This window comes from Synechococcus sp. CS-603 (assembly GCF_977929215.1).
Window position 1 is genome coordinate 1,902,311 of record NZ_OZ376778.1, and the last position, 20,689, is coordinate 1,922,999.

At 64.5% G+C, this 20,689-nt stretch carries 22 protein-coding genes and 1 tRNA gene; 14 read left to right on the forward strand and 9 right to left on the reverse strand.

Translation table 11 applies throughout. The features are described from left to right. Window positions 1-1,773 carry an FAD-dependent oxidoreductase gene (locus ACXMDM_RS09975; RefSeq protein WP_071801607.1) on the reverse strand — a complete coding sequence of 591 codons (1,773 nt, stop codon included), beginning with the start codon at window positions 1,771-1,773 and terminating at the stop codon, window positions 1-3. A gap of 89 nt (window positions 1,774-1,862) precedes the next feature. On the opposite strand from ACXMDM_RS09975, the gene metG reads away from it, so the two are divergent. After that, complete coding sequence (gene metG, locus ACXMDM_RS09980) at window positions 1,863-3,413, forward strand: methionine--tRNA ligase (RefSeq protein ID WP_259722713.1); 1,551 nt, start codon at window positions 1,863-1,865, stop codon at window positions 3,411-3,413. A 2-nt stretch (window positions 3,414-3,415) separates the two neighbouring features. Continuing rightward, window positions 3,416-4,576 (forward strand): LPS export ABC transporter periplasmic protein LptC, encoded by a 1,161-nt coding sequence (gene lptC / locus ACXMDM_RS09985; RefSeq protein WP_259722714.1) that lies wholly within the window; start codon window positions 3,416-3,418, stop codon window positions 4,574-4,576. Here the strand turns inward: lptC and ACXMDM_RS09990 are convergent. Beyond that, complete coding sequence (locus ACXMDM_RS09990) at window positions 4,458-5,180, reverse strand: cofactor assembly of complex C subunit B (protein ID WP_071801610.1); 723 nt, start codon at window positions 5,178-5,180, stop codon at window positions 4,458-4,460. The two genes, lptC and ACXMDM_RS09990, sit on opposite strands and share 119 nt — an antisense overlap. Window positions 5,181-5,311: 131 nt before the next feature. Here ACXMDM_RS09990 and ACXMDM_RS09995 point away from each other — a divergent pair, with 131 nt between their 5' ends. The 7 genes from ACXMDM_RS09995 (at window position 5,312) to ACXMDM_RS10025 (ending at window position 10,077) form a co-directional block, all read left to right on the forward strand. After that, on the forward strand, window positions 5,312-5,719 hold the full coding sequence (locus tag ACXMDM_RS09995; protein WP_071801611.1) for a tellurite resistance TerB family protein: 408 nt from the start codon (window positions 5,312-5,314) through the stop codon (window positions 5,717-5,719). A gap of 40 nt (window positions 5,720-5,759) precedes the next feature. Then, window positions 5,760-6,440 carry a photosystem II repair protein Psb32 gene (psb32, locus tag ACXMDM_RS10000; RefSeq protein ID WP_120352795.1) on the forward strand — a complete coding sequence of 227 codons (681 nt, stop codon included), beginning with the start codon at window positions 5,760-5,762 and terminating at the stop codon, window positions 6,438-6,440. 6 nt (window positions 6,441-6,446) lie between these two features. Beyond that, window positions 6,447-7,589, forward strand: coding sequence for a proton extrusion protein PcxA (gene pxcA / locus ACXMDM_RS10005; RefSeq protein ID WP_071801613.1), 1,143 nt, complete (start codon window positions 6,447-6,449; stop codon window positions 7,587-7,589). Window positions 7,590-7,629: 40 nt separating this feature from the next. Then, window positions 7,630-8,184, forward strand: coding sequence for a bifunctional adenosylcobinamide kinase/adenosylcobinamide-phosphate guanylyltransferase (locus tag ACXMDM_RS10010; RefSeq protein ID WP_259722715.1), 555 nt, complete (start codon window positions 7,630-7,632; stop codon window positions 8,182-8,184). Window positions 8,185-8,189: 5 nt separating this feature from the next. Further along, on the forward strand, window positions 8,190-8,693 hold the full coding sequence (locus ACXMDM_RS10015; protein WP_071801614.1) for a tRNA (cytidine(34)-2'-O)-methyltransferase: 504 nt from the start codon (window positions 8,190-8,192) through the stop codon (window positions 8,691-8,693). 215 nt (window positions 8,694-8,908) lie between these two features. After that, complete coding sequence (locus tag ACXMDM_RS10020) at window positions 8,909-9,958, forward strand: M23 family metallopeptidase (RefSeq protein WP_071801615.1); 1,050 nt, start codon at window positions 8,909-8,911, stop codon at window positions 9,956-9,958. A 45-nt stretch (window positions 9,959-10,003) separates the two neighbouring features. Further along, a tRNA-Met gene (locus ACXMDM_RS10025) sits at window positions 10,004-10,077 on the forward strand. A gap of 582 nt (window positions 10,078-10,659) precedes the next feature. Here ACXMDM_RS10025 and ACXMDM_RS10030 read toward each other — a convergent pair. Beyond that, window positions 10,660-10,983 carry a hypothetical protein gene (locus tag ACXMDM_RS10030; protein WP_071801616.1) on the reverse strand — a complete coding sequence of 108 codons (324 nt, stop codon included), beginning with the start codon at window positions 10,981-10,983 and terminating at the stop codon, window positions 10,660-10,662. A 160-nt stretch (window positions 10,984-11,143) separates the two neighbouring features. Between ACXMDM_RS10030 and ACXMDM_RS10035 the strand changes: the two genes are divergently transcribed. Then, on the forward strand, window positions 11,144-11,746 hold the full coding sequence (locus ACXMDM_RS10035; protein WP_071801617.1) for a peroxiredoxin: 603 nt from the start codon (window positions 11,144-11,146) through the stop codon (window positions 11,744-11,746). A 22-nt stretch (window positions 11,747-11,768) separates the two neighbouring features. Here ACXMDM_RS10035 and purQ read toward each other — a convergent pair whose 3' ends face one another. After that, entirely contained in the window at window positions 11,769-12,422 is a 654-nt protein-coding gene (purQ, locus tag ACXMDM_RS10040) for a phosphoribosylformylglycinamidine synthase subunit PurQ (protein ID WP_071801618.1), read from the reverse strand. Further along, the gene (gene purS, locus ACXMDM_RS10045) at window positions 12,419-12,691 is read right to left on the reverse strand and encodes a phosphoribosylformylglycinamidine synthase subunit PurS (protein ID WP_071801619.1); all 273 of its coding nucleotides are present in this window, start codon (window positions 12,689-12,691) and stop codon (window positions 12,419-12,421) included. Before purS ends, purQ begins: the two co-directional genes overlap by 4 nt. A 166-nt stretch (window positions 12,692-12,857) precedes the next feature. On the opposite strand from purS, the gene ACXMDM_RS10050 reads away from it, so the two are divergent. Beyond that, window positions 12,858-13,175, forward strand: coding sequence for a hypothetical protein (locus tag ACXMDM_RS10050; protein WP_145537084.1), 318 nt, complete (start codon window positions 12,858-12,860; stop codon window positions 13,173-13,175). Between the two features lie 15 nt (window positions 13,176-13,190). On the opposite strand, the gene cobW is transcribed toward ACXMDM_RS10050, so the two are convergent. Both cobW and ACXMDM_RS10060 read right to left on the reverse strand, forming a co-directional pair. Further along, the gene (gene cobW, locus ACXMDM_RS10055) at window positions 13,191-14,312 is read right to left on the reverse strand and encodes a cobalamin biosynthesis protein CobW (RefSeq protein WP_071802297.1); all 1,122 of its coding nucleotides are present in this window, start codon (window positions 14,310-14,312) and stop codon (window positions 13,191-13,193) included. A gap of 161 nt (window positions 14,313-14,473) precedes the next feature. Further along, complete coding sequence (locus ACXMDM_RS10060; RefSeq protein ID WP_233831370.1) at window positions 14,474-14,941, reverse strand: pentapeptide repeat-containing protein; 468 nt, start codon at window positions 14,939-14,941, stop codon at window positions 14,474-14,476. Window positions 14,942-15,065: 124 nt separating this feature from the next. On the opposite strand from ACXMDM_RS10060, the gene upp reads away from it, so the two are divergent. The 3 genes from upp to glmU all read left to right on the forward strand — a co-directional run bounded on the left by upp (window position 15,066) and on the right by glmU (window position 18,520). Further along, complete coding sequence (upp, locus tag ACXMDM_RS10065) at window positions 15,066-15,731, forward strand: uracil phosphoribosyltransferase (RefSeq protein WP_071801621.1); 666 nt, start codon at window positions 15,066-15,068, stop codon at window positions 15,729-15,731. Window positions 15,732-15,756: 25 nt separating this feature from the next. Continuing rightward, window positions 15,757-17,097, forward strand: coding sequence for a 3-phosphoshikimate 1-carboxyvinyltransferase (gene aroA / locus ACXMDM_RS10070; protein WP_083544566.1), 1,341 nt, complete (start codon window positions 15,757-15,759; stop codon window positions 17,095-17,097). Between the two features lie 70 nt (window positions 17,098-17,167). Further along, complete coding sequence (gene glmU, locus ACXMDM_RS10075) at window positions 17,168-18,520, forward strand: bifunctional UDP-N-acetylglucosamine diphosphorylase/glucosamine-1-phosphate N-acetyltransferase GlmU (protein ID WP_071801622.1); 1,353 nt, start codon at window positions 17,168-17,170, stop codon at window positions 18,518-18,520. A gap of 4 nt (window positions 18,521-18,524) precedes the next feature. Here the strand turns inward: glmU and ACXMDM_RS10080 are convergent, their stop codons facing one another. Next, window positions 18,525-19,907, reverse strand: coding sequence for a UDP-N-acetylmuramoyl-tripeptide--D-alanyl-D-alanine ligase (locus tag ACXMDM_RS10080; protein ID WP_071801623.1), 1,383 nt, complete (start codon window positions 19,905-19,907; stop codon window positions 18,525-18,527). Continuing rightward, window positions 19,894-20,688 (reverse strand): hypothetical protein, encoded by a 795-nt coding sequence (locus ACXMDM_RS10085; RefSeq protein ID WP_145537081.1) that lies wholly within the window; start codon window positions 20,686-20,688, stop codon window positions 19,894-19,896. Before ACXMDM_RS10085 ends, ACXMDM_RS10080 begins: the two co-directional genes overlap by 14 nt. Window position 20,689 lies beyond the last annotated feature (1 nt).

The window sequence follows — 20,689 nt, forward strand, 5'->3', positions numbered from 1 at the left end:
TCAATCCGCCAATCGGGAGGCCCGCAACCACGGTCCCCAGGGATTCGCCACGGCAATCAAGGCAACCTGGCAGGGACCCTGCTGGGCTTCCAGCCAGCTGGCCAAGACAGGCTCAAGCGTGATGACGGGCCAGCTGGCTGAGTTTGTGTCCAGCCTGTAGCCGCCTGCGCCATCAGGGTGCAGGTGGCCGCTGAACCTTTGGGCCTGGGCCTCTTGCGGTGGCGCCATCGCGGCGCTCCCCGCTGGCCCACACCAGCGACCTGCCGCTGAGATCAGGCTTGGATCGGCCAACGCTGCGTGCTGGCGCCGAGCGCGATCGGGATGGTGCCAGGGGGTATCCCAGAGCGGCACGGGGCTGGCCGGTGCCTTGGGATCATTGATCAGGGCCTGTTGCAGTGGCCGCAGCGGCAGAGCGACCGGGGGCACACCCAGGCGCACTGCCAGGGCGGCCGCCGCTCCTGCTGCCTGGCCGATGTTGAGGATCAGCGGCTGCAGCCGGGTGGCGCCGTTGGCCATGTGGCTGCTGCTGAAGCACTTGTCGGCCGTCAACAGGTTGTCAACCGCCGCACTCACCAGGGCGCCGTAGGGAATGCAGAAGGGGGTGCCGCTCCAGCGGCCGCCCCAGCGGCAGCTCTTGGCGGCCAGGGTCCAGTCTTCGCCGGGATAGTGGTGATCGTTGGCGTAGTTGCCGACGGCAATCGATTGCACGGCCTGGGGTCCAATCGACGCGCCATCAAAAGGAAGCGGCGCGATCGAGGCTCCCGGGCCGCTCGGCAGCAGATCCTGCTCTTTCACCGTGATCTGCCCCAACAGCCTCCTGCCCTCTCGCCAGTAGGGCATCAGGGCGAGGGCAGAGCGGCCGGTTGTGGCCGGATCGCCTGCCTCAGGGAACACCGAGCCCAGCTGCATCCAACCGTCGGTGGCCTCCACGCAGGCGGCGGCAAAAGCGAGGCTATGGGCACGCATCTGGCCGTAGAGGTGGCTTTCAGCGACGGGATCGCCGCTGAAAGCTCCGCCGAGATCTCCGTGCCAGTCGTTGCCATGCAGCGGCCAGTTCAACATCACCTGACCGCCAGGCAGGCGCCCGTAGGTGATGGTCCGCTCCAAGCCGAAGTGGCTGCTGGCCTGCTCAAAGGGCGCCGCCAGCCGCCGCCCGTCCGGGCAGCCGCCCTCTCCCAGCTGGCCCATCACCACCCAGGTGGGGGATTGCAGCCGTTGGCGCTGGAAAAATGGCTCCGCCTCCAGTCGCGCGCGCAGCGGGGCACTGGGTTCATTCCATTCCTCGCGGGCTTCCCAGCCCAGCCGGAACGGCACGCCTGCTAGTGGCAGCAGATCGCCCCGGTCGCTGCCATCGACCAGCACCTCGAAGGGGAGCCGCAGCAGCTGGCCGCCCCGCTCCACGGTCAGGGCTAGCAGGCGCGAGCCCAGGCACTCCACGTCCCGGAGGCGGCAGTTACTCCACCAGCGGGCGCGGGGTTCTGCTGCCAGCCAGCGCCGCAAGATGGTTTCTGCCGTGGCTGGCCGCCAGCCGAAGCAACTCACCCAGTTCTGATCGAGCCCTTCGGGTTCCTCTTGCTGCAACTGGCGCAGCAAGGCTCCCCACAGTCCCGTCTGCCAGGGCGAGAGCTCGTTGCCATCGGGAGCGCAGACCCCGGCAGCGCTCACCATTCCCCCCAACCAGGAGCCCGGGGTGAGCAAGAGTGTGGACGCTCCGCTGCGGGCCGCCTGCAGCGCCGCCGCCACACCACCGCTGCCGCCTCCCCACACCACCACCTCAGCGCCGTCTTCGATCCTGTTGATAGCGACTCCCGGCGAACGGCCGGATTCTGAAGGAGCGGCAGCGATGGGTAAGATCCGGCTCCATGACCTACACCCTCACCACCCCGCTTTATTACGTCAACGACAAGCCGCACCTTGGCAGTGCGTACACCACCCTGGCCTGTGATGCCCAGGCCCGTTTCCAGCGTTTGAAGGGCGAGCCGGTGTTGTTCATCACCGGATGTGATGAACATGGCCTCAAAATTCAACGCACGGCAGAAGCCAGCGGTGTCAGCCCCCAGGCCCACTGCGATCAGGTCAGCGAAACGTACGAGAAGCTCTGGCAACGCTGGACGATCAGCAACGATCGCTTCATCCGCACCACCGATCCTCGCCACAGGCAGATTGTCGAGCAGTTCTACCGACGGGTTGAGGCTTCAGGCGATGTGGTGGAAGGCCGCCAGCAGGGCTGGTACTGCGTGGCTTGCGAAGAGTTCAAGGATGATGCCCTCGGGGCTGAGGATCCGGAGTGCTCGATTCACCGCCGGCCGCTGGAGTGGCGCGATGAGCTCAACCTGTTTTTCCGCCTGTCGCGTTATCAGGCTCAGATCGAAGCTTTGGTGAGCCAGCCGGGCTTCATCGCACCAGCCAGCCGGCGCCGCGAGGTGGAGAACTTCGTGGCCCAGGGGCTACGCGATTTCTCGATCTCCCGCCTGCACCTGCCCTGGGGGATCCCCGTTCCCGGCCATGCCGATCACACTTTCTATGTGTGGTTCGATGCCTTGCTGGGGTACATCACGGCCCTGCTTGAGCCAGGCGATCCCGCCGATCTGGATCTCGCCATCACCCGCGGTTGGCCAGCCCATGTCCACGTGATCGGCAAGGACATCCTGCGCTTCCATGCCGTCTACTGGCCCGCCATGCTGCTCTCGGCGGGCCTGGAGCCGCCCCAGCAGGTGTTTGGCCATGGCTTCCTGAGCCGGGAGGGCCAGAAGATGGGTAAATCATTGGGCAATGTGCTCGATCCAGCCGAGCTTCTGGAGCATTACGGCCGCGACGCGGTGCGCTGGTATCTGCTGCGCGACATCACCTTTGGTGATGACGGGGACTTCCAGCAGCAACGCTTCCTCGATCTGGTCAACAACGACCTGGCCAATACGATCGGCAACCTGCTCAACCGCACCACCTCAATGGCCCGGCGCTGGTTTGATAACGCCGTGCCTCCCGTCTCGGCTGGATTCATGGCCGACCATCCCTTGGCGGCGGCGGCGGCTACGGCCCGGGAGCTGGTGCTTGCTGGCATGGAGCGCCTGGACTTCCGTCAGGCCGCTGAAGCCGCGTTGCAACTGGCGATCGCCGCTAACGGCTACCTCAACGAACAGGCGCCCTGGAGCCGGATCAAACAGGGGGACGGTCGCCTGCAGGTGGCCGATGATCTCTATGTCGTTCTGGAGGCCAGCCGGCATGTGGCCCTGCTCCTGGCGCCCCTGCTGCCCGATCTCTGCGAAAGGATGTTGAAGCAACTCGGTCAGCCTCCACTGTCCAGTGGCGCTGCCGGCACTTGGTTGGAGCAACTGCGCTGGGGCGTTCTCGAAGAGGGTCTCCCCTTGCCCCAGCCTGAGCCGGTCATGGCCCGGCTTGAGCCGGGGGAATGAGGATGGGCCGTCTGGCATCCCTGCTGCTGATCGCCCTGATGGGCGGCTACGCCCTCTCCGGATGCACCCGGACGCCAGAAAAGAAGACAGAAACGCAGCAGTTCGTCTTTCAGTCGCTCAACCTGCGCCAATCCGATGACAAAGGCCGCCCTGCCTGGTCGCTGATCAGCCCTGAAGCCAGCTATGACCTCGAGCGGAAAATTGCCCAGGTCAAACAGCCCCGGGGCGTGATCTATGCCAAAGGCAAGCCGCAATACAACATTTCCGCCACCAGCGGCACGGTGATCAACGACGGCGAAGTGATCCAGCTGGAGGGGAAGGTAAAGATTCAGGCGGTCGGACCCAAGCCCTCGGTGATTTCAGGGGATCGGCTGCGCTGGATCCCCAGCCGGCAGAGGATCTCCATCGATCGCCGTCCGATGTTGGTTGATCGTTCCTCCCGCCTCACGGCTGATACGGCCCTGTTCTTGCTGGACCAGGACAAACTGGAGCTGCGGGGCCGCACCCGGCTGGTCAACTCCACCATCGACCTGCAGGTGGCCCAGGTCGACTGGTTCGCGGCCAGTGGCGTCCTCAAGGCCCCCGGCCCGGTCAAAGGGATCCGGCGACTCAAGAACAAGCAGGAGCAGACCCTCACAGCGTCCGCCCTGGAAGGCAACACCCGCACCGAAGTGATCGATGCCTTAGCTCCAGTGCGCTTTGTGGATCCTTCCCAGGACGCCGTGTTCAATGGCCAGCGCACCCGCTGGGACAGCGCACGCCAGCGGCTCAGCACGGCCTTGCCCTTCGTTGCCCAGATTGGAAACCAGGAGGTGCGGGGCCAGTCTCTGGAACTGCAACTCGATGAGAAGTGGGCCTTGATTCCGGCCGGCTGCGACCTGCGCCAACCGGGCGAAGGCCTGACGGCTAACGATTGTCTCTACAACTGGGCTGACCAGTCGGTGCGGGCCCGGGGAAACGTGGTGTTTCGTCGCGAAGCCAACCAACAGGTCACCCGCAGTGAGGTGCTCAACGGCAAGGTGGATGGGAAGGGTCTCGCCGTGTTCACGACACCGGGGGGTCGGGTGAAATCCCAGCTTCAGGTTCCGCCGGCAAAAGAGTCTCCGACAGGGGAATCGGCGGGCAGCCGCTCTCCCCGCTCCAGGCCTCCAGTGACGTTCTGATCTTCTCCGTCCAGCCCTCAAGCCAGGTTTCATCGGCCTTGCTGAAGCAGCGTGGTGACCAGCCACCGAGCACCAGCCAGCCGCCGCCGCCGATCGGCTGGATCAGAACGGCAGGGGTGCCGGCCGGTAGGCCAGTGAACTCCTGCCGGCCCGGGTAGAGCGCCAGGTTCACCAGGGAGATCGCCTTTCCGGTTTGGCGGGACCTCTCGCTGATGGCACCGGGCCGCCAGCGCTCCGTTGCAAGCACCCCCCGCCGCAGGATCGCCACTCCTTGCCAATGGATCAGCACACTGGCCGCTGGAGTGGCCGTGAGCAGCAGCCGGCTCCCCCAGCTCAGCTCGGCAGCCAGCGCTTCTGGCAGGCCATTGATCAACTCCAGGCCCTCCCGTCCCTCCAGGGACACCCGTTCCGGTGCTTTCGGGTTGGCCCGGGTCCAGAGCAGGGCCACCAGCATCAACCCCACGGCCATCAGGCTGGCGAGCACGGCAGAACGCTGCAGGGCAGGGCTGAGTTCAGGCGCGCTGGCCTGGTTGATCAGGCAAAGCAGCAGGCCCAGCAGACCGGCTGCCAGGCAGGCGCGGGCGGGGGCCGGAAGGCCGTTCACGGACGTGGCTGCATGGTGTGACGGGCGAGCTGAGGGCGACGCGGTTCGTGCAAACGCTGACACATGAGCACCCAGGGGGGCCTGAGCCATGACAGGTTTTACAGCGATGCCCTTTTGCACCCAATCTCGCCATGAATGCCAGCAAGGGATTCGCCGCGATCGCCTTGGCGGCGGTGGCCTGTGACGGAGCCATGGGCCTGGAGGAGGCCAAATCGCTGCGCAGCCAGCTCGATCACCGAACCCCCTTCGCCAGCCTGCCGGAGCAGACCATCGCGACGATGTTCGATGATTTGCTGCAGATTCTGCGCAATGACGGCATAGAGGCTCTCGTCTCTGCCGCCATTCCTGCCCTCAACCAGGAGCAGCGCGAAACGGCCCTGGCTGTGGCGGCCCAACTGGTTCATAGCGATCGGGTGGTCGAACCCGATGAACAGGTCTTTCTCGACCGGCTCTCGCTGCAGCTGGAGCTGCCGGAGTCGAGAGCGCAGCAAATCCTTGAGGTGATTCAGATCCTCCACCGCGACAGCCTGGCCGAGTGAAGGCAGACTGAAGTCAAGCCCGCCCTGCCAATCGTCATCCGTGCGCTTGCCGCCGCTCCTGCCCCGACTCCTGGCGGCCTTGGCCGTTCTGGTGTTCCTGTTCCTTCCCCTGCAGCCCTTGCTGGCAGCCGGAGTGGACGACTACCCCGCCGAGGCTCCCCAGCAGAGGTTGATCGATCCGGCCAGTCTGTTCAGTCGCTCCACCGCCAAGGAGTTGGAACATCGCCTCGAAGATTTCGAAGCGGGCCATGTCCAGGCCCATCTGATCACAGTCGATCGCCTCGATTACGGACTTGAACTCGAGAGCCTGGGCGCCCAGATGGAGGAGCGCTGGAGCCAGGCCAACCCCGGCCGGGATTCCAACCTGTTGCTGCTGATCGACGCCCAGACCAACACAGCCTCTGTGGTGGCTTCGCCCGATCTGTTGATGCAGTTGCCCCAAGACCTGTTGATCAGCACGGCGGACACGACCATGGGCATTCCTATGCGGATGGGATCGCGCTACCGCCAGGCCTCACTCGATGCGCTCAACCGCCTGGAAGTGGTGCTCAACGGCGCCGATGATCCCGGTCCTCCCGAGCAGCAGGTGCAGGTCGAGATCGTCACCAACATCCCAACCCAAGCTGAAACCGCTGCGGGAAGTGGCTTTACCTGGGTGGTCGTGCTGTTGGTGGTCGGCACGATTGTGCCGATGCTCACTTGGTGGGTCTTCTCACGCTGATCTGCCATGACCCTGCGTGATTGGATCGGGACCTTCGGCAGGGCTCGCTCGGTTGATCTCAGCAATGAGCTTGAACGGGCCTATGAAGCGGCGCTGCTGATCCAGAGCCTGGAACTTGAGTACTACAACGATCGTCCGGTACGCCCCGAACTTGCCCTGAGCCTGCCTCGCACGGTGCAGGCTCAGATGCTGCGCCGCTTTCGCACGGCCCTGCAGATCTGCAGCGATTTTCTCGATGGGCCGGCACCCCGCCGCCAAGAGCTCGACAGCCAGGAGCTGCGCCAGCTGCAGCTGATCGAATCGGTGGAGGGGCGCTACAGCAACCGCACCCCGGTGGCGGTCATGAGCCGCTCACCGGAACTCCTGCCCCGCAGCCTGATCGGCGTGGTGGAGCGGGTCCGCCGCCAGCTGGATCCCGAGGCCGAGGCCAATGTGGTCGCCGGCTTTCGTCGTCGCCGCGATTCCACCTTGGTTTCGCTGCGCATCCTCCTGCTGTTGGTGCTCGTGCCCCTGTTGTTCCAGCAGGTCAGCCGAACGTTCGTGATTTCGCCGGTGGTCGATCGTCTGGCCCCTGACGTTCCATTCCTGAGCTACACCAAGCCCCAACTGGAGGAGGCGGCGGTTGAGAAGTTACGCATCTACAAAGCGGAGATCGAGTTCGATGCCCTGCTCAAGGGCGACGATCTGCCCAGCCCGGAACTGCTGCACAAGGCCCTCTCCTCGCGAGCCGCAGAGCTGAAGCAGGAGGCCGATGGTCAGAGCACCCGGGCGATCAAGAACGTGCTCTCCGATGGGGTGGGACTGCTGGGCTTCGTGCTGGTCTGCTTCCTTGGCAGGGAGGAACTGCGGGTGCTGCGGGGCTTCCTTGATGAGCAGATCTATGGCCTCAGCGACAGCGCCAAAGCCTTTGCCATCATTCTGTTCACCGATATTTTTGTGGGTTTTCACAGCCCGGAGGGTTGGACGGTGCTGCTCGATGGGGTTTCGAACCACCTCGGTTTGCCCCAGCGGGAGAATTTTGTGCTCCTGTTCATCGCCACCTTCCCGGTGATCCTGGCCACGATCTTCAAGTATTGGATCTTCCGTTATCTCAACCGGGTGTCGCCCTCTTCGGTGGCCACCCTGCGCAACATGAACGGCGGTGGTTGAGGGGGCTATCCAGCCGTCCCAGCCGTCCCGCCTGACGCTGGTGACAGGGCCAAGCCGCAGTGGCAAGAGCCGCTGGGCCGAGCATCTCGCCACCACCAGCGGTCTGCCCGTTCTGTACTTGGCCACAGGACCCCTCTATCCCGGGGATCTGGCCTGGCAGCAGCGCCTGGCCCTTCACCGCCAGCAGCGTCCAGCCAGCTGGCCCACCTGGGAGGTGGAGGGGGCCCTGGCTGAGGCGCTTGATCGGGTTCCTCCCGGCTGTTGTGTCTTGATCGATTCCCTGGGCACCTGGCTGAGTCATCACTTGGAGCTGGAGTCCGCGGACTGGCAGCGCCAGCAGAACGGCTTGTTGGCGGCCCTGGAGCGTTGCTGCAGCCCGCAGCTGGTCGTGTGTGAGGAGACCGGCTGGGGCGTGGTGCCCGCCACGGCGATCGGTGGCCGCTTCCGGGACCGCCTCGGGCGGCTTGGACAGCTTCTCCAGGCCCGTAGCGGCGCCAGTTGGCTTGTGGTCCACGGCAGGGCCCTCGACTTGCTGGCGCTCAGCCAGCCTGTTCCCCCTGAAGCCACGCCCACAGCTGGTGGGGCCACGCCCTGACTCCCATGCCCCGTCTGGTTCTTTTTCAGCCCCAGATCCCTCCCAACACCGGCAACGTGGCGCGTACCTGCGCCGCTACCAACACCGAGCTGCACCTGATCTGTCCCCTGGGCTTCGCTATCGACGACCGTCAGCTCAAACGCGCCGGGCTCGACTACTGGCCTTGGGTGTCGCTGCATGTCCACGCCGACCTTGCCGCCTTCGAGCTGGAGCGCTCCAGACGGGGTGGGCGACTGGTGGCCCTGACCAGCCAGGTGGAACGCTCCTACAGCGCCTTTCGCTTCGAGGCCAGCGATTGGCTGCTGCTGGGCAGAGAAACCGATGGACTGCCTCCGGACCTGTTGAAGCTGGCCGACGTGCGGCTCACTATCCCGATGACCGGATCGGTGCGCTCGGGCGGAGGGGTTCGCAGCCTGAATCTCTCGGTCGCAGCGGCCGTTGCCCTGTTCGAGGCCCTGCGCCAGCTGGAGACCAATCCGTCCGCTGCCGAGCCCTGCGTGAAGTCATGACAAAACCAGTCTGCGAACCAAGCAACGAAGAGCAGTGAGCGCAAGGGATTGGGGCCTGCATCGGCCCTGCTCAGTTCTGATTCGGGTTCAAGGGTGGGGTCGTCTGGCCGCGCTTGAAGTCTTGATGGCTTGTTTCGAGAGTGCCCAGCCGCTACTCTCAGCGCGGCGCGGGGATAGTGGCTTCTCCACCGTGCCTTGTCCCTTGTGGAAACTGCATGAAGCCTGTTCACTTCTTTCTGGCAATGGCGGGGCCGATTCCGGTCCTCTCGCTCGTGGCAGCTGGAGCTGTGCCCGGTGTAGCCGATTCCCGCTCGCTCAGCTGGGACGACTTGCCCGAGGCCTTGGCTGAGGCTCACCTGGCGCTAGCGCCAGGTGAGCCTTCTGCCAATCGCTTCTGGATCAAAATCAGCAGCCAAGTCAGCATCAGGGAGCTGGCGGATGCCTTGAGCCTTGTGCCCACAGACCTAGCCCAACTCAACAAGCGTCAGGTTGGCCATCGCCTTCAACCAGGTGAATGGGTGCAATTGCCTGGCGAGTCCCAGGAGCGTGCTCGGCGGCTGGACTCACTCGACGCCGGACAGATCCGCCGTACGCCACCCGCTTCGGTTTCTGGGCCTGTTGCCTCCACTGGAGTGGTTCGCTTCGGTGATGATCTTGGCAAGCTGGCGCAGCGTTATGGCATGCGTCTTCAGGATCTGTTACAGCTGAATCCAGGACTCCAGGCTGCCAGCCTGGTAACCGGCACTCAGATTCGTGTCGCTAATTCTTCTCCGGCCCGCAGCCGCATGGTGCTGGGACTCAATCCTGTCGGTAGCGGTGGTCTGAGCTGGCCTGAACTGCCCAGCTTCGGCGGTGAAGCTGAGGTTCGCCCCGCCCCGACCACCACCACCTGGATCTGGCCAGCGAAGGGGGTGTTCACTTCGGGATTCGGTTGGCGCTGGGGTCGCATGCACAAGGGCGTCGACATTGCCAGCAACGTCGGCACGCCGATCGTGGCAGCCCGCTCAGGCCGCGTCAGTTATGCGGGATGGCACAACGGCGGCTACGGCTATCTCGTTGAGATCATCCATGATGATGGCAGCAAAACTCTCTACGGCCACAACAGCCGGGTGACGGTCCAAGTCGGCCAGACGGTTGCTCAGGGCACCAAGATCGCGGCGATGGGCAGTACGGGCCGCAGCACGGGCCCCCACCTTCATTTCGAGATTCACCCTGCCGGTCGCGGTGCGGCCAATCCACTTCAGTTTCTTCCTGGCAGAGCCTGAACAGAAGCTGGTGGAATCGGCGATCGTCTAAACTCCAGAGGATAAGGCTCGGTAGCTCAGCTGGTTAGAGCGTGGGATTCATAACCCCAAGGTCGAGTGTTCAAGTCACTCTCGAGCCATTTGATTCTTCACTCCATTGGATGGAATTGTGATGGTTATTTCATCTATTCGATGTCAACTGTTTTGATTGGTTGACGAGTTTTTTTATTTGGCCTCAGTTAATAGGCCCAAATTGACAGGCCTAACTTAATCGATGTAAGTTAAGGACAACTCAAAAATCACCTTTCTTGCCAGTCCTGTCGAGTCAGACCTGTTGTCAGGACTTGAATCCGATTGGCAGCCTCGGCGGGCATGTCGGATTTTTCAAGGTGCCCTTAATTGTTTCTGGCTTGTTAAATTTAGCATAATAACAAAAATCTATCGATTAATCCTATCCTTAAAAAGATTCTGATTGATCAAACTATTGTTGCCTGAGTAGAAAACGACCTGGCAACCGTTGTTTTTTATGGAAATCTACCTTCGGCTTCGTTAAGCCTTACGCTTTTTGTAGTTGCACTTCTTTGAATACCATCTTCTTGTCAGCCAAGACTTCATGCTTGGATTGTTGTCATGTTGTCAGGCTCCAATAGAGCTGCTGGCATCGCTGCAATCGTCGCTGCAACTTGTTCTGCTCGCGATGCCTGGGATCGTGCTTCAACAGTTCAACGCATGTCGATCGCATTGAGCCGATCGCGAAAGCTCCTGGATGAACCGTTGGCGTCCAGCTCAGCGGCGTCGCTGAAGGATTCCGACTTGCTGGATGGGGAGCCGTAGCCACTGGAGCGGCGCGAACGGCTGTAACCCATGGGTTGGGGTCGCATCTCAATCGCGCCAGTGCCAGCTCCTCGGGTACCACCAGCTGCCGCGTCTCCTTCCGCCTGCTGGCGCGGGAGGGGATGGGCCTTGAGCTCACCGCGGAGTTGGTTGAGGAGCCGAAAATGACCAGTGGTGTTGAACTTGCGCAGAATCGCCGGATCCCAGGACATGGAGCTGCTTGCTTTTTAGATTCTCCCTTAACCTTACCCCCCGCCCAAGCATCAAGTTTCGTGATAAATTGAAACACAGGCAGGTGGTCGTTCGTCAGGCTCAATCCTTCAGGCTGAAGACTTGCCTTCCCTGCCATTCCCTTTCTCCTCCAGCACCCCTATGACCGTCAACGCTTCGCTGCGCGTTGGTCAACAGGCCCCAGGGTTCACCGCAACAGCGGTTGTTGACCAGGAATTCAAAGATGTGTCATTGGCTGATTACCGCGGCCAGTACGTGGTGCTGTTTTTCTACCCGCTTGATTTTACGTTTGTTTGTCCAACGGAAATCACGGCGTTCAGTGATCGATACAGCGAGTTCAGCAACTTGAACGCCGAGGTTCTCGGTGTTTCAGTTGACAGTCAGTTCAGCCACCTGGCCTGGATCCAGACCGACCGCAGCCAAGGCGGGCTGGGTGATATTGCCTACCCACTGGTCGCCGATCTCAAGAAAACAATCGCCAGTTCCTACAACGTTCTCGACGAGGACGCCGGTGTGGCTTTGCGCGGTCTGTTCATCATCGATCCCGATGGCATCGTCCAGCACGCCACCATCAACAATCTTTCTGTTGGTCGCAACGTCGATGAAACTCTGCGGGTGCTGCAGGCCTTCCAATACGTGCGGGCTCACTCCGGTGAGGTCTGCCCCGCCAACTGGACCCCGGGCGAACTGACCATGAAGCCCGATCCCGTCGGCAGCAAGGTGTTCTTCGCCGCCATCAGTTGAGCGGCCCCCACCCCGTGTTGCCCTATCCGAGCAGGCTCGCTAGCAGCCGCTGCCCGTCGATCCCGCCCAGCAGGGGATCACAGGCTCGCTCCGGATGGGGCATCAAACCCAGAACGTTGCCCGCCGGGTTGCAGAGGCCGGCGACATTGCCGATCGAGCCATTGGGATTGCGCTGGTAGCGCAGCACCACCTGTCCCTTCTCTTCCAGCTCTGCCAGGCTTCCTGCCTCCAGCTGGTAGCGCCCTTCGCCATGGGCGATCGGTAAATGGATCGTCTCCCCGGCGGCATAGCCCTGCAGCCAGCGGCAGGGTCCGGGTTGGACATTGAGCGTCGCGGGCTCACAGAGAAAGTGCAGGCGCCTGTTGCGAGTCAGGGCCCCGGGTAGCAGGCCAAGCTCGGTCAGCACCTGGAAGCCGTTGCAGATCCCCAGCACCGGCCCACCCCTGGCGGCAAAGGCCACCACTTCCTGGAGCAGGGGCGCGAAGCGGGCAATGGCGCCACAGCGCAGATAATCGCCGTAGCTGAATCCACCCGGCAAGACCACAGCCTCCAATCCGCTGAGATCCCGCTGTTCATGCCACAGAAAGCGGGTTGGAATTCCCAGGCATCCTTCGGCGGCCCACTGCACGTCTCGGTCGCAGTTGGAGCCAGGAAAAACGGCAATACCAATGGTCACGCCGCCGCCCCCGCCTCGGCGGACTGCAGTTCCAGGGACCAGTCCTCGATCACAGGGTTGGCCAGCAACCGTTCGCTCAGCAGTTCCAGTTGGGAGCGGGCCGAGCTGGCGTCGATCGCCTCGATCTCGATCTCCACTGCCTTGCCGATCCGCAGGCCGACAACCCCCTCAACGCCCAGCCTGGCCGCGGCGGCGCGGGTGGCCTCGCCGGCTGGATCGAGAACCGAGGGCCTCAGGCTGACCAGAACGCGGGCTTGAAAGCGTGGCACTGGCAGCTCAGGAGATTGATTAAATCTTGCCATCGCACGCTCCTGCAGCTCCTGGCGCTGATCCAGGTTGAAACTGTGGGAAGCGGGGATGGCTGTGATGCTGGAGACAACGGGATGGCCTTCAACGGTCGCCTCCGCTCTGGAGCGAGTTCGCAGGCCTCTGGGCTTGGCCATCGGCATCGGCGGCGCTCTGGCCATGCTTCTGCTCTCGGCAGCCCTCGCGGATCAACAACGGCTTCAGTTGCGCTGTCGCACCGATCAGGGTCCTTGGCAGGCCTGTGTGATGCGGATCGAGGCGGTCGGCGAGCGCTGGAGCCTCGAACTACCTGATGACAGCTTCGATTTCCGCCATGACGGCAGCGGCATTGTCGAGATGTCGCGGGCCGGTGCTGGTCAGTGGAGGCCAGTCACCAGCCAATGGAGCCCGGAGCATGCGCTCTGCTGGAACGGACTTTGTGCCCTGGGTCAGTTTCCGCTCGATTGAGACGCTCAGAGAACCTCAGCTGTTCTGAGCGCTAGCAAGCAAGGCAGTTTCCAGGACAGCTCGATCGAGCTGCAGCCCAAGGGCAACCAGCTCAAGCACCGGCAGCTCAATCGTCGCAGGCTGTGCCGGCCGGACCCCGGCCTGAGGATGCGCCTCATACCAACACTCCAGCCGAGGCCCCACCGCCTGGATCTGCAGGGGACGGACCTTGCCAGGCTGTTGCAACGAGCCTTTGAGGCGAAGAATGGCCTGGCGCTCGATCTGATCGCGCAGGATCGCCTCCAGCCTCTGGCGATTGAAACGGCCTTCCAGCCGGATCGCCACCGATTGCATCGGCACGTGGCTGTGGTCGTGATGGTCGTGGTCGTGATGATCGGAGTCATGGTCTGAATGGTGGACATCGCCCGCCTGAACGCCCGAGCCGGCTCCCAGATCGACACGGGAGAGACCCAGCAACAACTCTGGTGCGATCCGACCCTGCTCCACCGGCAGCACCTGGGTGCCGGGACGGGTCGCCTGGCCGATGCGTTCGCGCACGCGCGCCAGTTGGCTGGGCTCGAGGCGGTCGGCCCGACTGACCAGCACCAGATCGGCCGCTTCGAGTTGCTCGTCGAAGAGATCCTCTAGGTCGCTGAAGTGATCAAGGCTGGGGTCAGCGGTCCGTTGTCGCTCGATGGCGGCGGGATCGCCAACCACGCTGCCCAGGGCCAGGGCTTCGCCATCCACCATCGCCACCACACCATTCACCAGGGTGCGGGTGCGGATCTCCGGCCAGGAGAAGGCCTGGACCAGGGGCTCAGGCAGGGCAAGACCACTGGTTTCAACCACGATCCCGTCAAGGCGGTCGGCCGAAGCGAGCAGGGTCTGCATCGTCGGCAGGAAGTCGTCTTGAACGGTGCAACAGAGGCAACCGTTGGCGAGCTCCACCAGCCGGTCTTCGGCCTCATCTTCTGGGCAGAAGCCGCAGCTGCGCAGCAGGGCTCCATCAATGCCCACTTCACCGAATTCGTTGACGATCACTGCCAGGCGCAGCCCGCTGTTCAGCAGCAGATGGCGCATCAACGTGGTCTTGCCTGCTCCAAGAAAGCCTGTCACCACGGTGACCGGCAGGCGCCGCTGGGTTGTGCTGGTGGTCATCTCAGGCCCCTTGGCTTGTAAATGGCTCATTCAGCTGGCGTGTTGATGCCGGCAGGGTCGCGAAGGACCGAAAAGCAATGGTCATGGGATTGCGTCCGGTCCGCGCCGGGATTGAGGGAGACAAACCGGTGGCTGATCCCCAGCGGAACCAGGGCAGAAATCTATCGGCAACCCAGGCTTTCAGCCGTGGCGGCGCCGGTGCTCGCATTCACTCCCGCCGCTCTGGCGCAGAGGGCACGCTGCTGGGAGAGATCCAGCACCGCATCACTGAAATCTGCGCCCTCAATCTCGGCATTGGTGAAGCGGCTCTGCATCAACATCGCGTGACGCAGCACGGTGCCGCGCAGATCGGCGCCATCGAAGCGTGTGGCAAAAGCCACCACATCCTCGAGATTGGCGCCGCTCAGGTCGCTGTCCCTCAAGTCGCTGGAATTGAACACAGCTCCGCGCAGATCGGCTTCGCCCAGATCAAAGCCCCGCATTTCGGCCTTGAGGAATTCCTGCTGCTTGAGATCACGGCCGTGCATGTTGGGCTCGAGATCCTGCAGGGAGCGTTGACCGCGCAGCTCCGGCGCCGTGATCGCCCAGGCCGGCGCCACCGGTAAGGCGAGGCCGGCTGCGCCCAGCATCAGCAGCAGTAAGACCAGGCTGATCCCGCGTTGATAGATCCCGTGTTGAAGAAGTGGGAACAAAGGCGCAGACCTAGCTTGTGCCTTCAAGCTATGCCAGGCCAAGGCCAAGACGCGTTTCTGCATGAGCATGTCCCTGCGGGTGGTGGTGCCACCCCATCCCCTGATCACCCACTGGCTTACCGTGCTGCGCGATGAAGCCACCCCACCGGCCCTGTTCGCCAGTGCCATGGCCGAACTGGGCCGCTGGCTCACCTACGAGGCGCTCAGGGATTGGTTGCCCCACCGTCCTGTCACAGTGCAGACTCCCCTGGCCCCTGCCGAGGGAACCGTGGTGGATGGAACCATCCCTCTGCTGGCGGTACCGATCCTGCGGGCAGGTCTGGGCCTCTGGCAAGGAGCCCAGACAGTGCTTCCCACCGCCCGGGTGGCCCATGTGGGTCTGGTGCGCGATGAGGTCAGCGGCATCGCCCGCTGCTACCTCGACACACTGCCTTCCAGCATTGGCCCCCAGGTGGGCGTGCTGGTGTTCGACCCGATGTTGGCCACGGCCGGCAGCTTGATCCAGGTGCTGGAAAAGCTAGAAGCACTCGGTGTGGGCGGCGATCGTCTGCGGGTGATCACGGCGATTGTGGCCAGCCCCGGCCTCAAGACTCTGGGGGAGCGTTTTCCCCAGCTCACCATCTACAGCGCCTGCATCGACGCCGAGCTCGACGACGCCTTTCGGATCGTGCCGGGCCTGGGCGATGCCGGCGACCGCCTCTTCGGTTCCCAGCAGCCCCAGATTTAAGATCCAGGCCCTTGCCTGTGGCTCTATGGCCGTTGCCGCCGCCGGAAGCCTTCATGCGGGAGCCCGGGTGCTCGGTGATCGGGGGGCGGCCAGCCTGCGCGGGATCGTGAGGGTACCGGGTGACAAATCGATCTCGCACCGTGCCCTGCTGTTCGGGGCGATCGCCATCGGCGAGACCGCGATCGAGGGCCTGCTGCCCGCCGAAGATCCGCTCAGCACGGCGGCTTGCCTGCGGGCGATGGGGGTGGGCGTGAGCCCGATCGTGGCGGGCCAAACCGTGCGGGTGGAGGGTGTTGGCCTCGATGGCCTGCAGGAGCCGGAGTCTGTGCTCGATTGCGGTAACTCCGGCACGACGATGCGACTGATGCTGGGCCTGCTGGCGGGCCGCGTTGGCCGCCACTTCGTGCTCGACGGCGATCGCTCGCTGCGGCGCCGGCCGATGCGACGGGTGGGCCAGCCGCTGGCGCTGATGGGGGCTTCGATTCGTGGCCGCTGCGCCGGCAACCTGGCCCCCCTGGCCATTGAGGGGCAAGACCTGCATGGGGCTGTGATCGGCACGCCGATCGCCTCGGCCCAGGTGAAGTCGGCGATCCTGCTGGCGGCCCTGACCGCCAGGGGGAACACCACCGTGATCGAGCCGGCCCGCTCCCGCGACCACAGCGAGCGGATGTTGCAGGCCTTCGGTGCCGATCTCGCCATCGGCGGCGACTCCGGTCGTCATGTCACGGTCCATCCCGGCGCCCAGCTCCATGGCCGCCCGGTGGTGGTGCCCGGCGACATCAGCTCGGCGGCCTTCTGGTTGGTGGCCGCCGCGATCACCCCCGGCGCCGAGATCACGCTGGAGAACGTTGGGCTTAACCCGACGCGGACCGGCATCCTTGACGTGCTTGAGCAGATGGGTGCCTCGATCGAGCGCTTCAACCTGCGCGAGGTGGCCGGTGAGCCGGTCGGCGATTTGAGGGCGCGCCATGGGCCCCTGCGCCCCTTCACGATCGCTGGCGATCTGATTCCCCGTCTGGTCGATGAGATTCCGGTGCTGGCGGTGGCGGCCTGTTGCGCCGAGGGCATCAGCCGTGTCGGTGATGCGGCCGAATTGCGGATCAAGGAAACCGATCGGCTGGCGGTGATGGCCCGCCAGCTCCTGGCCATGGGTGCTCGCCTTGAGGAAACCCCTGACGGCCTGACGATCGAGGGCGGTCAAGGTCTGCGTGGCGCCGAGGTTGACAGTGAGAGCGACCACCGGGTGGCGATGAGCCTGGCGGTGGCGGCTCAGATTGCCGTGGGGTCCACCCTGCTGCAGGGAAGCGAAGCGGCGGCGGTGTCCTACCCGGGCTTCTGGGACGATCTGGCTCGGCTGCAGGCCTGATCCGGACTGGCGCCAGGCCGGGGGCGGGGGCGAGGGCCGGTAGATTCCGCCCAGATTTCCCAGGCTTTCCATGCTCGCCGTTGCTGTTCTGGCTGCCGGAAAGGGCACCCGAATGAAGAGTGATCGGCCGAAGGTGCTGCAGGAGCTGGCCGGGGTCAGCCTGCTGGAGCGGGTTCTCGGCTGCTGCGAGAGCCTTGCGCCCGATCGCCGCCTGCTGATCCTGGGCCATCAGGCCGAGCGGGTGGAGGCGTCCCTGGCTGGATACCCCGGCCTCGAATTTGTGCGCCAACAGCCCCAGAACGGCACGGGCCACGCCGTCCAGCAACTGCTCGGACCACTCAGCGGTTTCAGTGGCGAACTGCTTGTGCTCAATGGCGATGTGCCCCTGCTCAGGCCTTCCACCCTCGAAGCCCTGCTTGAGCAGCACCGCAGCAACGGGGCCGCCGTCACCCTGCTCACGGCTCGCCTCGACGACCCCACGGGCTACGGCCGGGTGTTCAGCGACGGCGATGGGCTGCTCAGCGCGATCGTCGAACATCGCGACTGCAACGAGTCGCAACGCACCAATGACCTGATCAACGGCGGCATCTACTGCTTCAACTGGAGCCGATTGGCGGCGGTACTTCCCGATCTTGAGGCCAACAACGACCAAGGCGAGGTCTATCTTACCGATACCGTTGCCCTGCTCGATCCAGCCGAGCACCTGGAGGTGGCCGATCCGGGCGAGATCGCCGGCATCAACGACCGGATTCAGCTGGCCCAGTGTGAGGCGGTGCTGCAGGACCGGCTGCGGCGCCACTGGATGGCCGAAGGCGTGAGCTTTGCCGATCCGGCCAGCTGCAGCCTCAGCGATGGCTGTCGCTTTGGGCGTGACGTGTTGGTTGAACCGCAGACCCACCTGCGTGGCGATTGCCAAATCGGAGCCGGTTCCCGACTGGGGCCAGGCAGCCTGCTGGAGAACGTCCGACTCGGGGACGGCGTTGAGGTGCTCTATTCGGTGCTGCGCGACGCTGTGGTGGCCGATGGCTGTGTGATCGGCCCCTATGCCCAGCTGCGCCCTGGCGCGGAACTGGGAGCCGACTGCCGGGTGGGCAACTTCGTGGAGATCAAACAGAGCCACCTGGCGGCGGGCTGCAAGGTGAACCACCTCAGCTACATCGGTGATACCGAGCTCGGAGCGGGGGTCAATGTGGGGGCCGGCACGATCACCGCCAACTACGACGGCGTGCGCAAGCACCGCACCGTGATCGGCGCGGGCAGCAAGACAGGGGCCAATTCTGTGCTGGTCGCCCCGATCAAGCTGGGATCGAATGTGACGGTGGGAGCAGGCTCCACCCTCACCCGCGACGTACCGGATGGGGCCCTGGCGCTCAGCCGCACCCCCCAGCGGATCAAAGCCGACTGGCCTGGTCCTGCGGCCTAGGCCGTCACGTTGGGAAGTTGGCTTCAAGCAGGGGGATCAGGCGCTCCAGGGCCACGCCCCGGCTGGCCTTGAGCAACAGTTGATCACCTGGGCTGAGCCATTGCAGCAGCGGGTCGAGGGCCTGCTCGGGCGTGGCCACCCGAACCTGCCTGGGAAGGTTGGCTGCACCGCGCTCCATGGCCTCGCCGTCGTCCCCATCATCGACGATCACCAGGCCATCGAGGCCCAGTTCGGCGGCCAGCGCTCCGATCTCCTGGTGCAGGGCGAGGCTGTGGGCGCCGAGTTCGCGCATCGTTCCCAGCACGGCGAAGCGGCGTCCTCTCTGGCCGGCCAGCAGGTGCAGGGCGGCCACCACCGCTTCAGGTGAGGCGTTGTAGGTCTCATCGAGCAGGGTGATCCCGGCGATATGCAGGCGCCCGCTGCGCCCGCCTGGCAAGGACGGGCTCAGGTGTCGCAGAGCTACCGGAGGAACGCCCAGGTGGTCTGCCACCGCCAGGGCCAGCAGCAGATTGCGGGCGTTGTGCGCCCCCTCCAGCGGCAGGTCGTAGGTCTCGCCGTTGCAGACCAGGCCTGCCGGGGTGAGGGCACCTGTCCAGTCGGCAGGGGGCAGGGCGGCGGTGCCAGTGGCCTGGGCTGGCGGGTCACCAGCAAGGGCCACACGCCGCACAGCACCGCTCCACGACTGGGCGAGAGCCTGCTCAAGCAGGGGATCGCCGGCCGGGATCACCACCAGCCCACCGGGCCGCATCGCCGCGGTGATTTCGCACTTCGCCCGCGAGATCGCCTCACGGCTGCCCAGCCTGCCGATGTGGGCGCTGCCGATGTTGGTGATCACCACCACATCGGGTTCAGCGCAGCGGGAGAGCCGCTCGATTTCACCGAGCCCGCGCATGCCCATCTCCAGCACCACGGCGCGATGCTCCGCCCCAGCTCGCAGCAGGGTGGCCGGCACTCCCACATCATTGTTCTCGTTGCCGCGGCTGGCCAGCACCGGCCCAAGTGGTTCCAGGGCAGCCCGCAACAGTTCGCGGGTGGTGGTTTTGCCGGCCGAACCGGTCACCGCCAGCACGGGGATGGCCAGACTCCGCCGCCAGAGGCAGGCCAGCTGCTGGTAGGCCACCAGGGTGTCGTCAACGACCCAGGCCAGCAGTCCGGCCGGCAGCTTCTGGAGCTGGCGCCGCTCCACCAGGGCGGCCTGGGCCCCAAGCCGCTGCGCCTCGACCAGGAAGGTGTGGCCATCGAAGCGATCCCCCACCAGGGGAACAAAGCAATGGCCGACTGCCAGGCTGCGGCTGTCGGTGCAGACCGGCCCCAGCTCGGCTTCGAGGTTGGGCCGCTCCACGCCGATCGGAGCACCCCAGAGGCTTTCGAGCTCACCTAGCCGCATCGCTTTCGGTCGTTTCAGGTGTTTCGAGCATGATCATGCCTTGTCCCACAAGGGCGGTTCGTCCCAGGCTTCGCCCCTCTGGGTCGCCCAGTTCCAGCCTGTCGTAGCCCAGGTCCATGGATCGTTCGAGCCAGAGTTCCGCCCGTTGCCGGCGCTGCTCGCCAGAGAGGCTGGTGAACCCTTCGTTGAGCGCAAGCTCCAGCCTCCCCGCAGCGGGCCACGGCTTCGCTGTGACGATCAGTCCCTGGGGGTCGAGATCGGCCAGCAGGGCCAGCAGCGGATCGATCTTCAAGGCAGCTGGGGGCGAGATCAGCGGCTGCGCCGATTGCTCAGCGGTCTGGCCGGTGGTCTGTTCAGTGGTCTGCTCGGCGTCTGGATTGGTCGGACCCGACGGGTTGATGAGGTCAGATGGGTTGTTCAGGCCGGATCGACGGCTGTCAGAGGGCCCAGCATCAGCTTCTGACTCGGCTGCTGCTGCCGTCTGTGGAGCCGGTAGCGGCTGGACCAGAGGCTCGATGGAGCCCCCCGGTCGTGCGATCCGCAGCACCAGCACCGTGGCGCACATCAGCAGGAGCAGCACCAACGGCCAGAACCAGGCGGCGAGGCGCCGGGGCCAGAGGCCCGGCATGGCCAGATCACCTTCAGCGTTGCGCCGCCAGATCTCCTGGGCTTTGAGGCGAAGGCTGGCCCCGACAGCCCGCAAATCCCTGGCCAGCAAGGACCAGGGGTTGCGATAGGGCGCCGGCAGGTCACGGCCACTGCGATCCGGACCTCGGTCCATC

What these genes read in the sequence shown, in the direction of transcription:
- metG (WP_259722713.1), top strand. Translation starts at nt 1,863, where the DNA reads ATGACCTACACCCTCACCACCCCGCTTTATTACGTCAACGACAAGCCG.
- lptC (WP_259722714.1), top strand. Translation starts at nt 3,416, where the DNA reads ATGGGCCGTCTGGCATCCCTGCTGCTGATCGCCCTGATGGGCGGCTAC.
- ACXMDM_RS09995 (WP_071801611.1), top strand. Translation starts at nt 5,312, where the DNA reads ATGAATGCCAGCAAGGGATTCGCCGCGATCGCCTTGGCGGCGGTGGCC.
- pxcA (WP_071801613.1), top strand. Translation starts at nt 6,447, where the DNA reads ATGACCCTGCGTGATTGGATCGGGACCTTCGGCAGGGCTCGCTCGGTT.
- ACXMDM_RS10015 (WP_071801614.1), top strand. Translation starts at nt 8,190, where the DNA reads ATGCCCCGTCTGGTTCTTTTTCAGCCCCAGATCCCTCCCAACACCGGC.
- ACXMDM_RS10020 (WP_071801615.1), top strand. Translation starts at nt 8,909, where the DNA reads ATGAAGCCTGTTCACTTCTTTCTGGCAATGGCGGGGCCGATTCCGGTC.
- ACXMDM_RS10030 (WP_071801616.1), bottom strand. Translation starts at nt 10,983, where the DNA reads ATGTCCTGGGATCCGGCGATTCTGCGCAAGTTCAACACCACTGGTCAT.
- ACXMDM_RS10035 (WP_071801617.1), top strand. Translation starts at nt 11,144, where the DNA reads ATGACCGTCAACGCTTCGCTGCGCGTTGGTCAACAGGCCCCAGGGTTC.
- cobW (WP_071802297.1), bottom strand. Translation starts at nt 14,312, where the DNA reads ATGACCACCAGCACAACCCAGCGGCGCCTGCCGGTCACCGTGGTGACA.
- ACXMDM_RS10060 (WP_233831370.1), bottom strand. Translation starts at nt 14,941, where the DNA reads ATGCTGGGCGCAGCCGGCCTCGCCTTACCGGTGGCGCCGGCCTGGGCG.
- upp (WP_071801621.1), top strand. Translation starts at nt 15,066, where the DNA reads ATGAGCATGTCCCTGCGGGTGGTGGTGCCACCCCATCCCCTGATCACC.
- aroA (WP_083544566.1), top strand. Translation starts at nt 15,757, where the DNA reads ATGGCCGTTGCCGCCGCCGGAAGCCTTCATGCGGGAGCCCGGGTGCTC.
- glmU (WP_071801622.1), top strand. Translation starts at nt 17,168, where the DNA reads ATGCTCGCCGTTGCTGTTCTGGCTGCCGGAAAGGGCACCCGAATGAAG.
- ACXMDM_RS10080 (WP_071801623.1), bottom strand. Translation starts at nt 19,907, where the DNA reads ATGCGGCTAGGTGAGCTCGAAAGCCTCTGGGGTGCTCCGATCGGCGTG.
- ACXMDM_RS10085 (WP_145537081.1), bottom strand. Translation starts at nt 20,688, where the DNA reads ATGGACCGAGGTCCGGATCGCAGTGGCCGTGACCTGCCGGCGCCCTAT.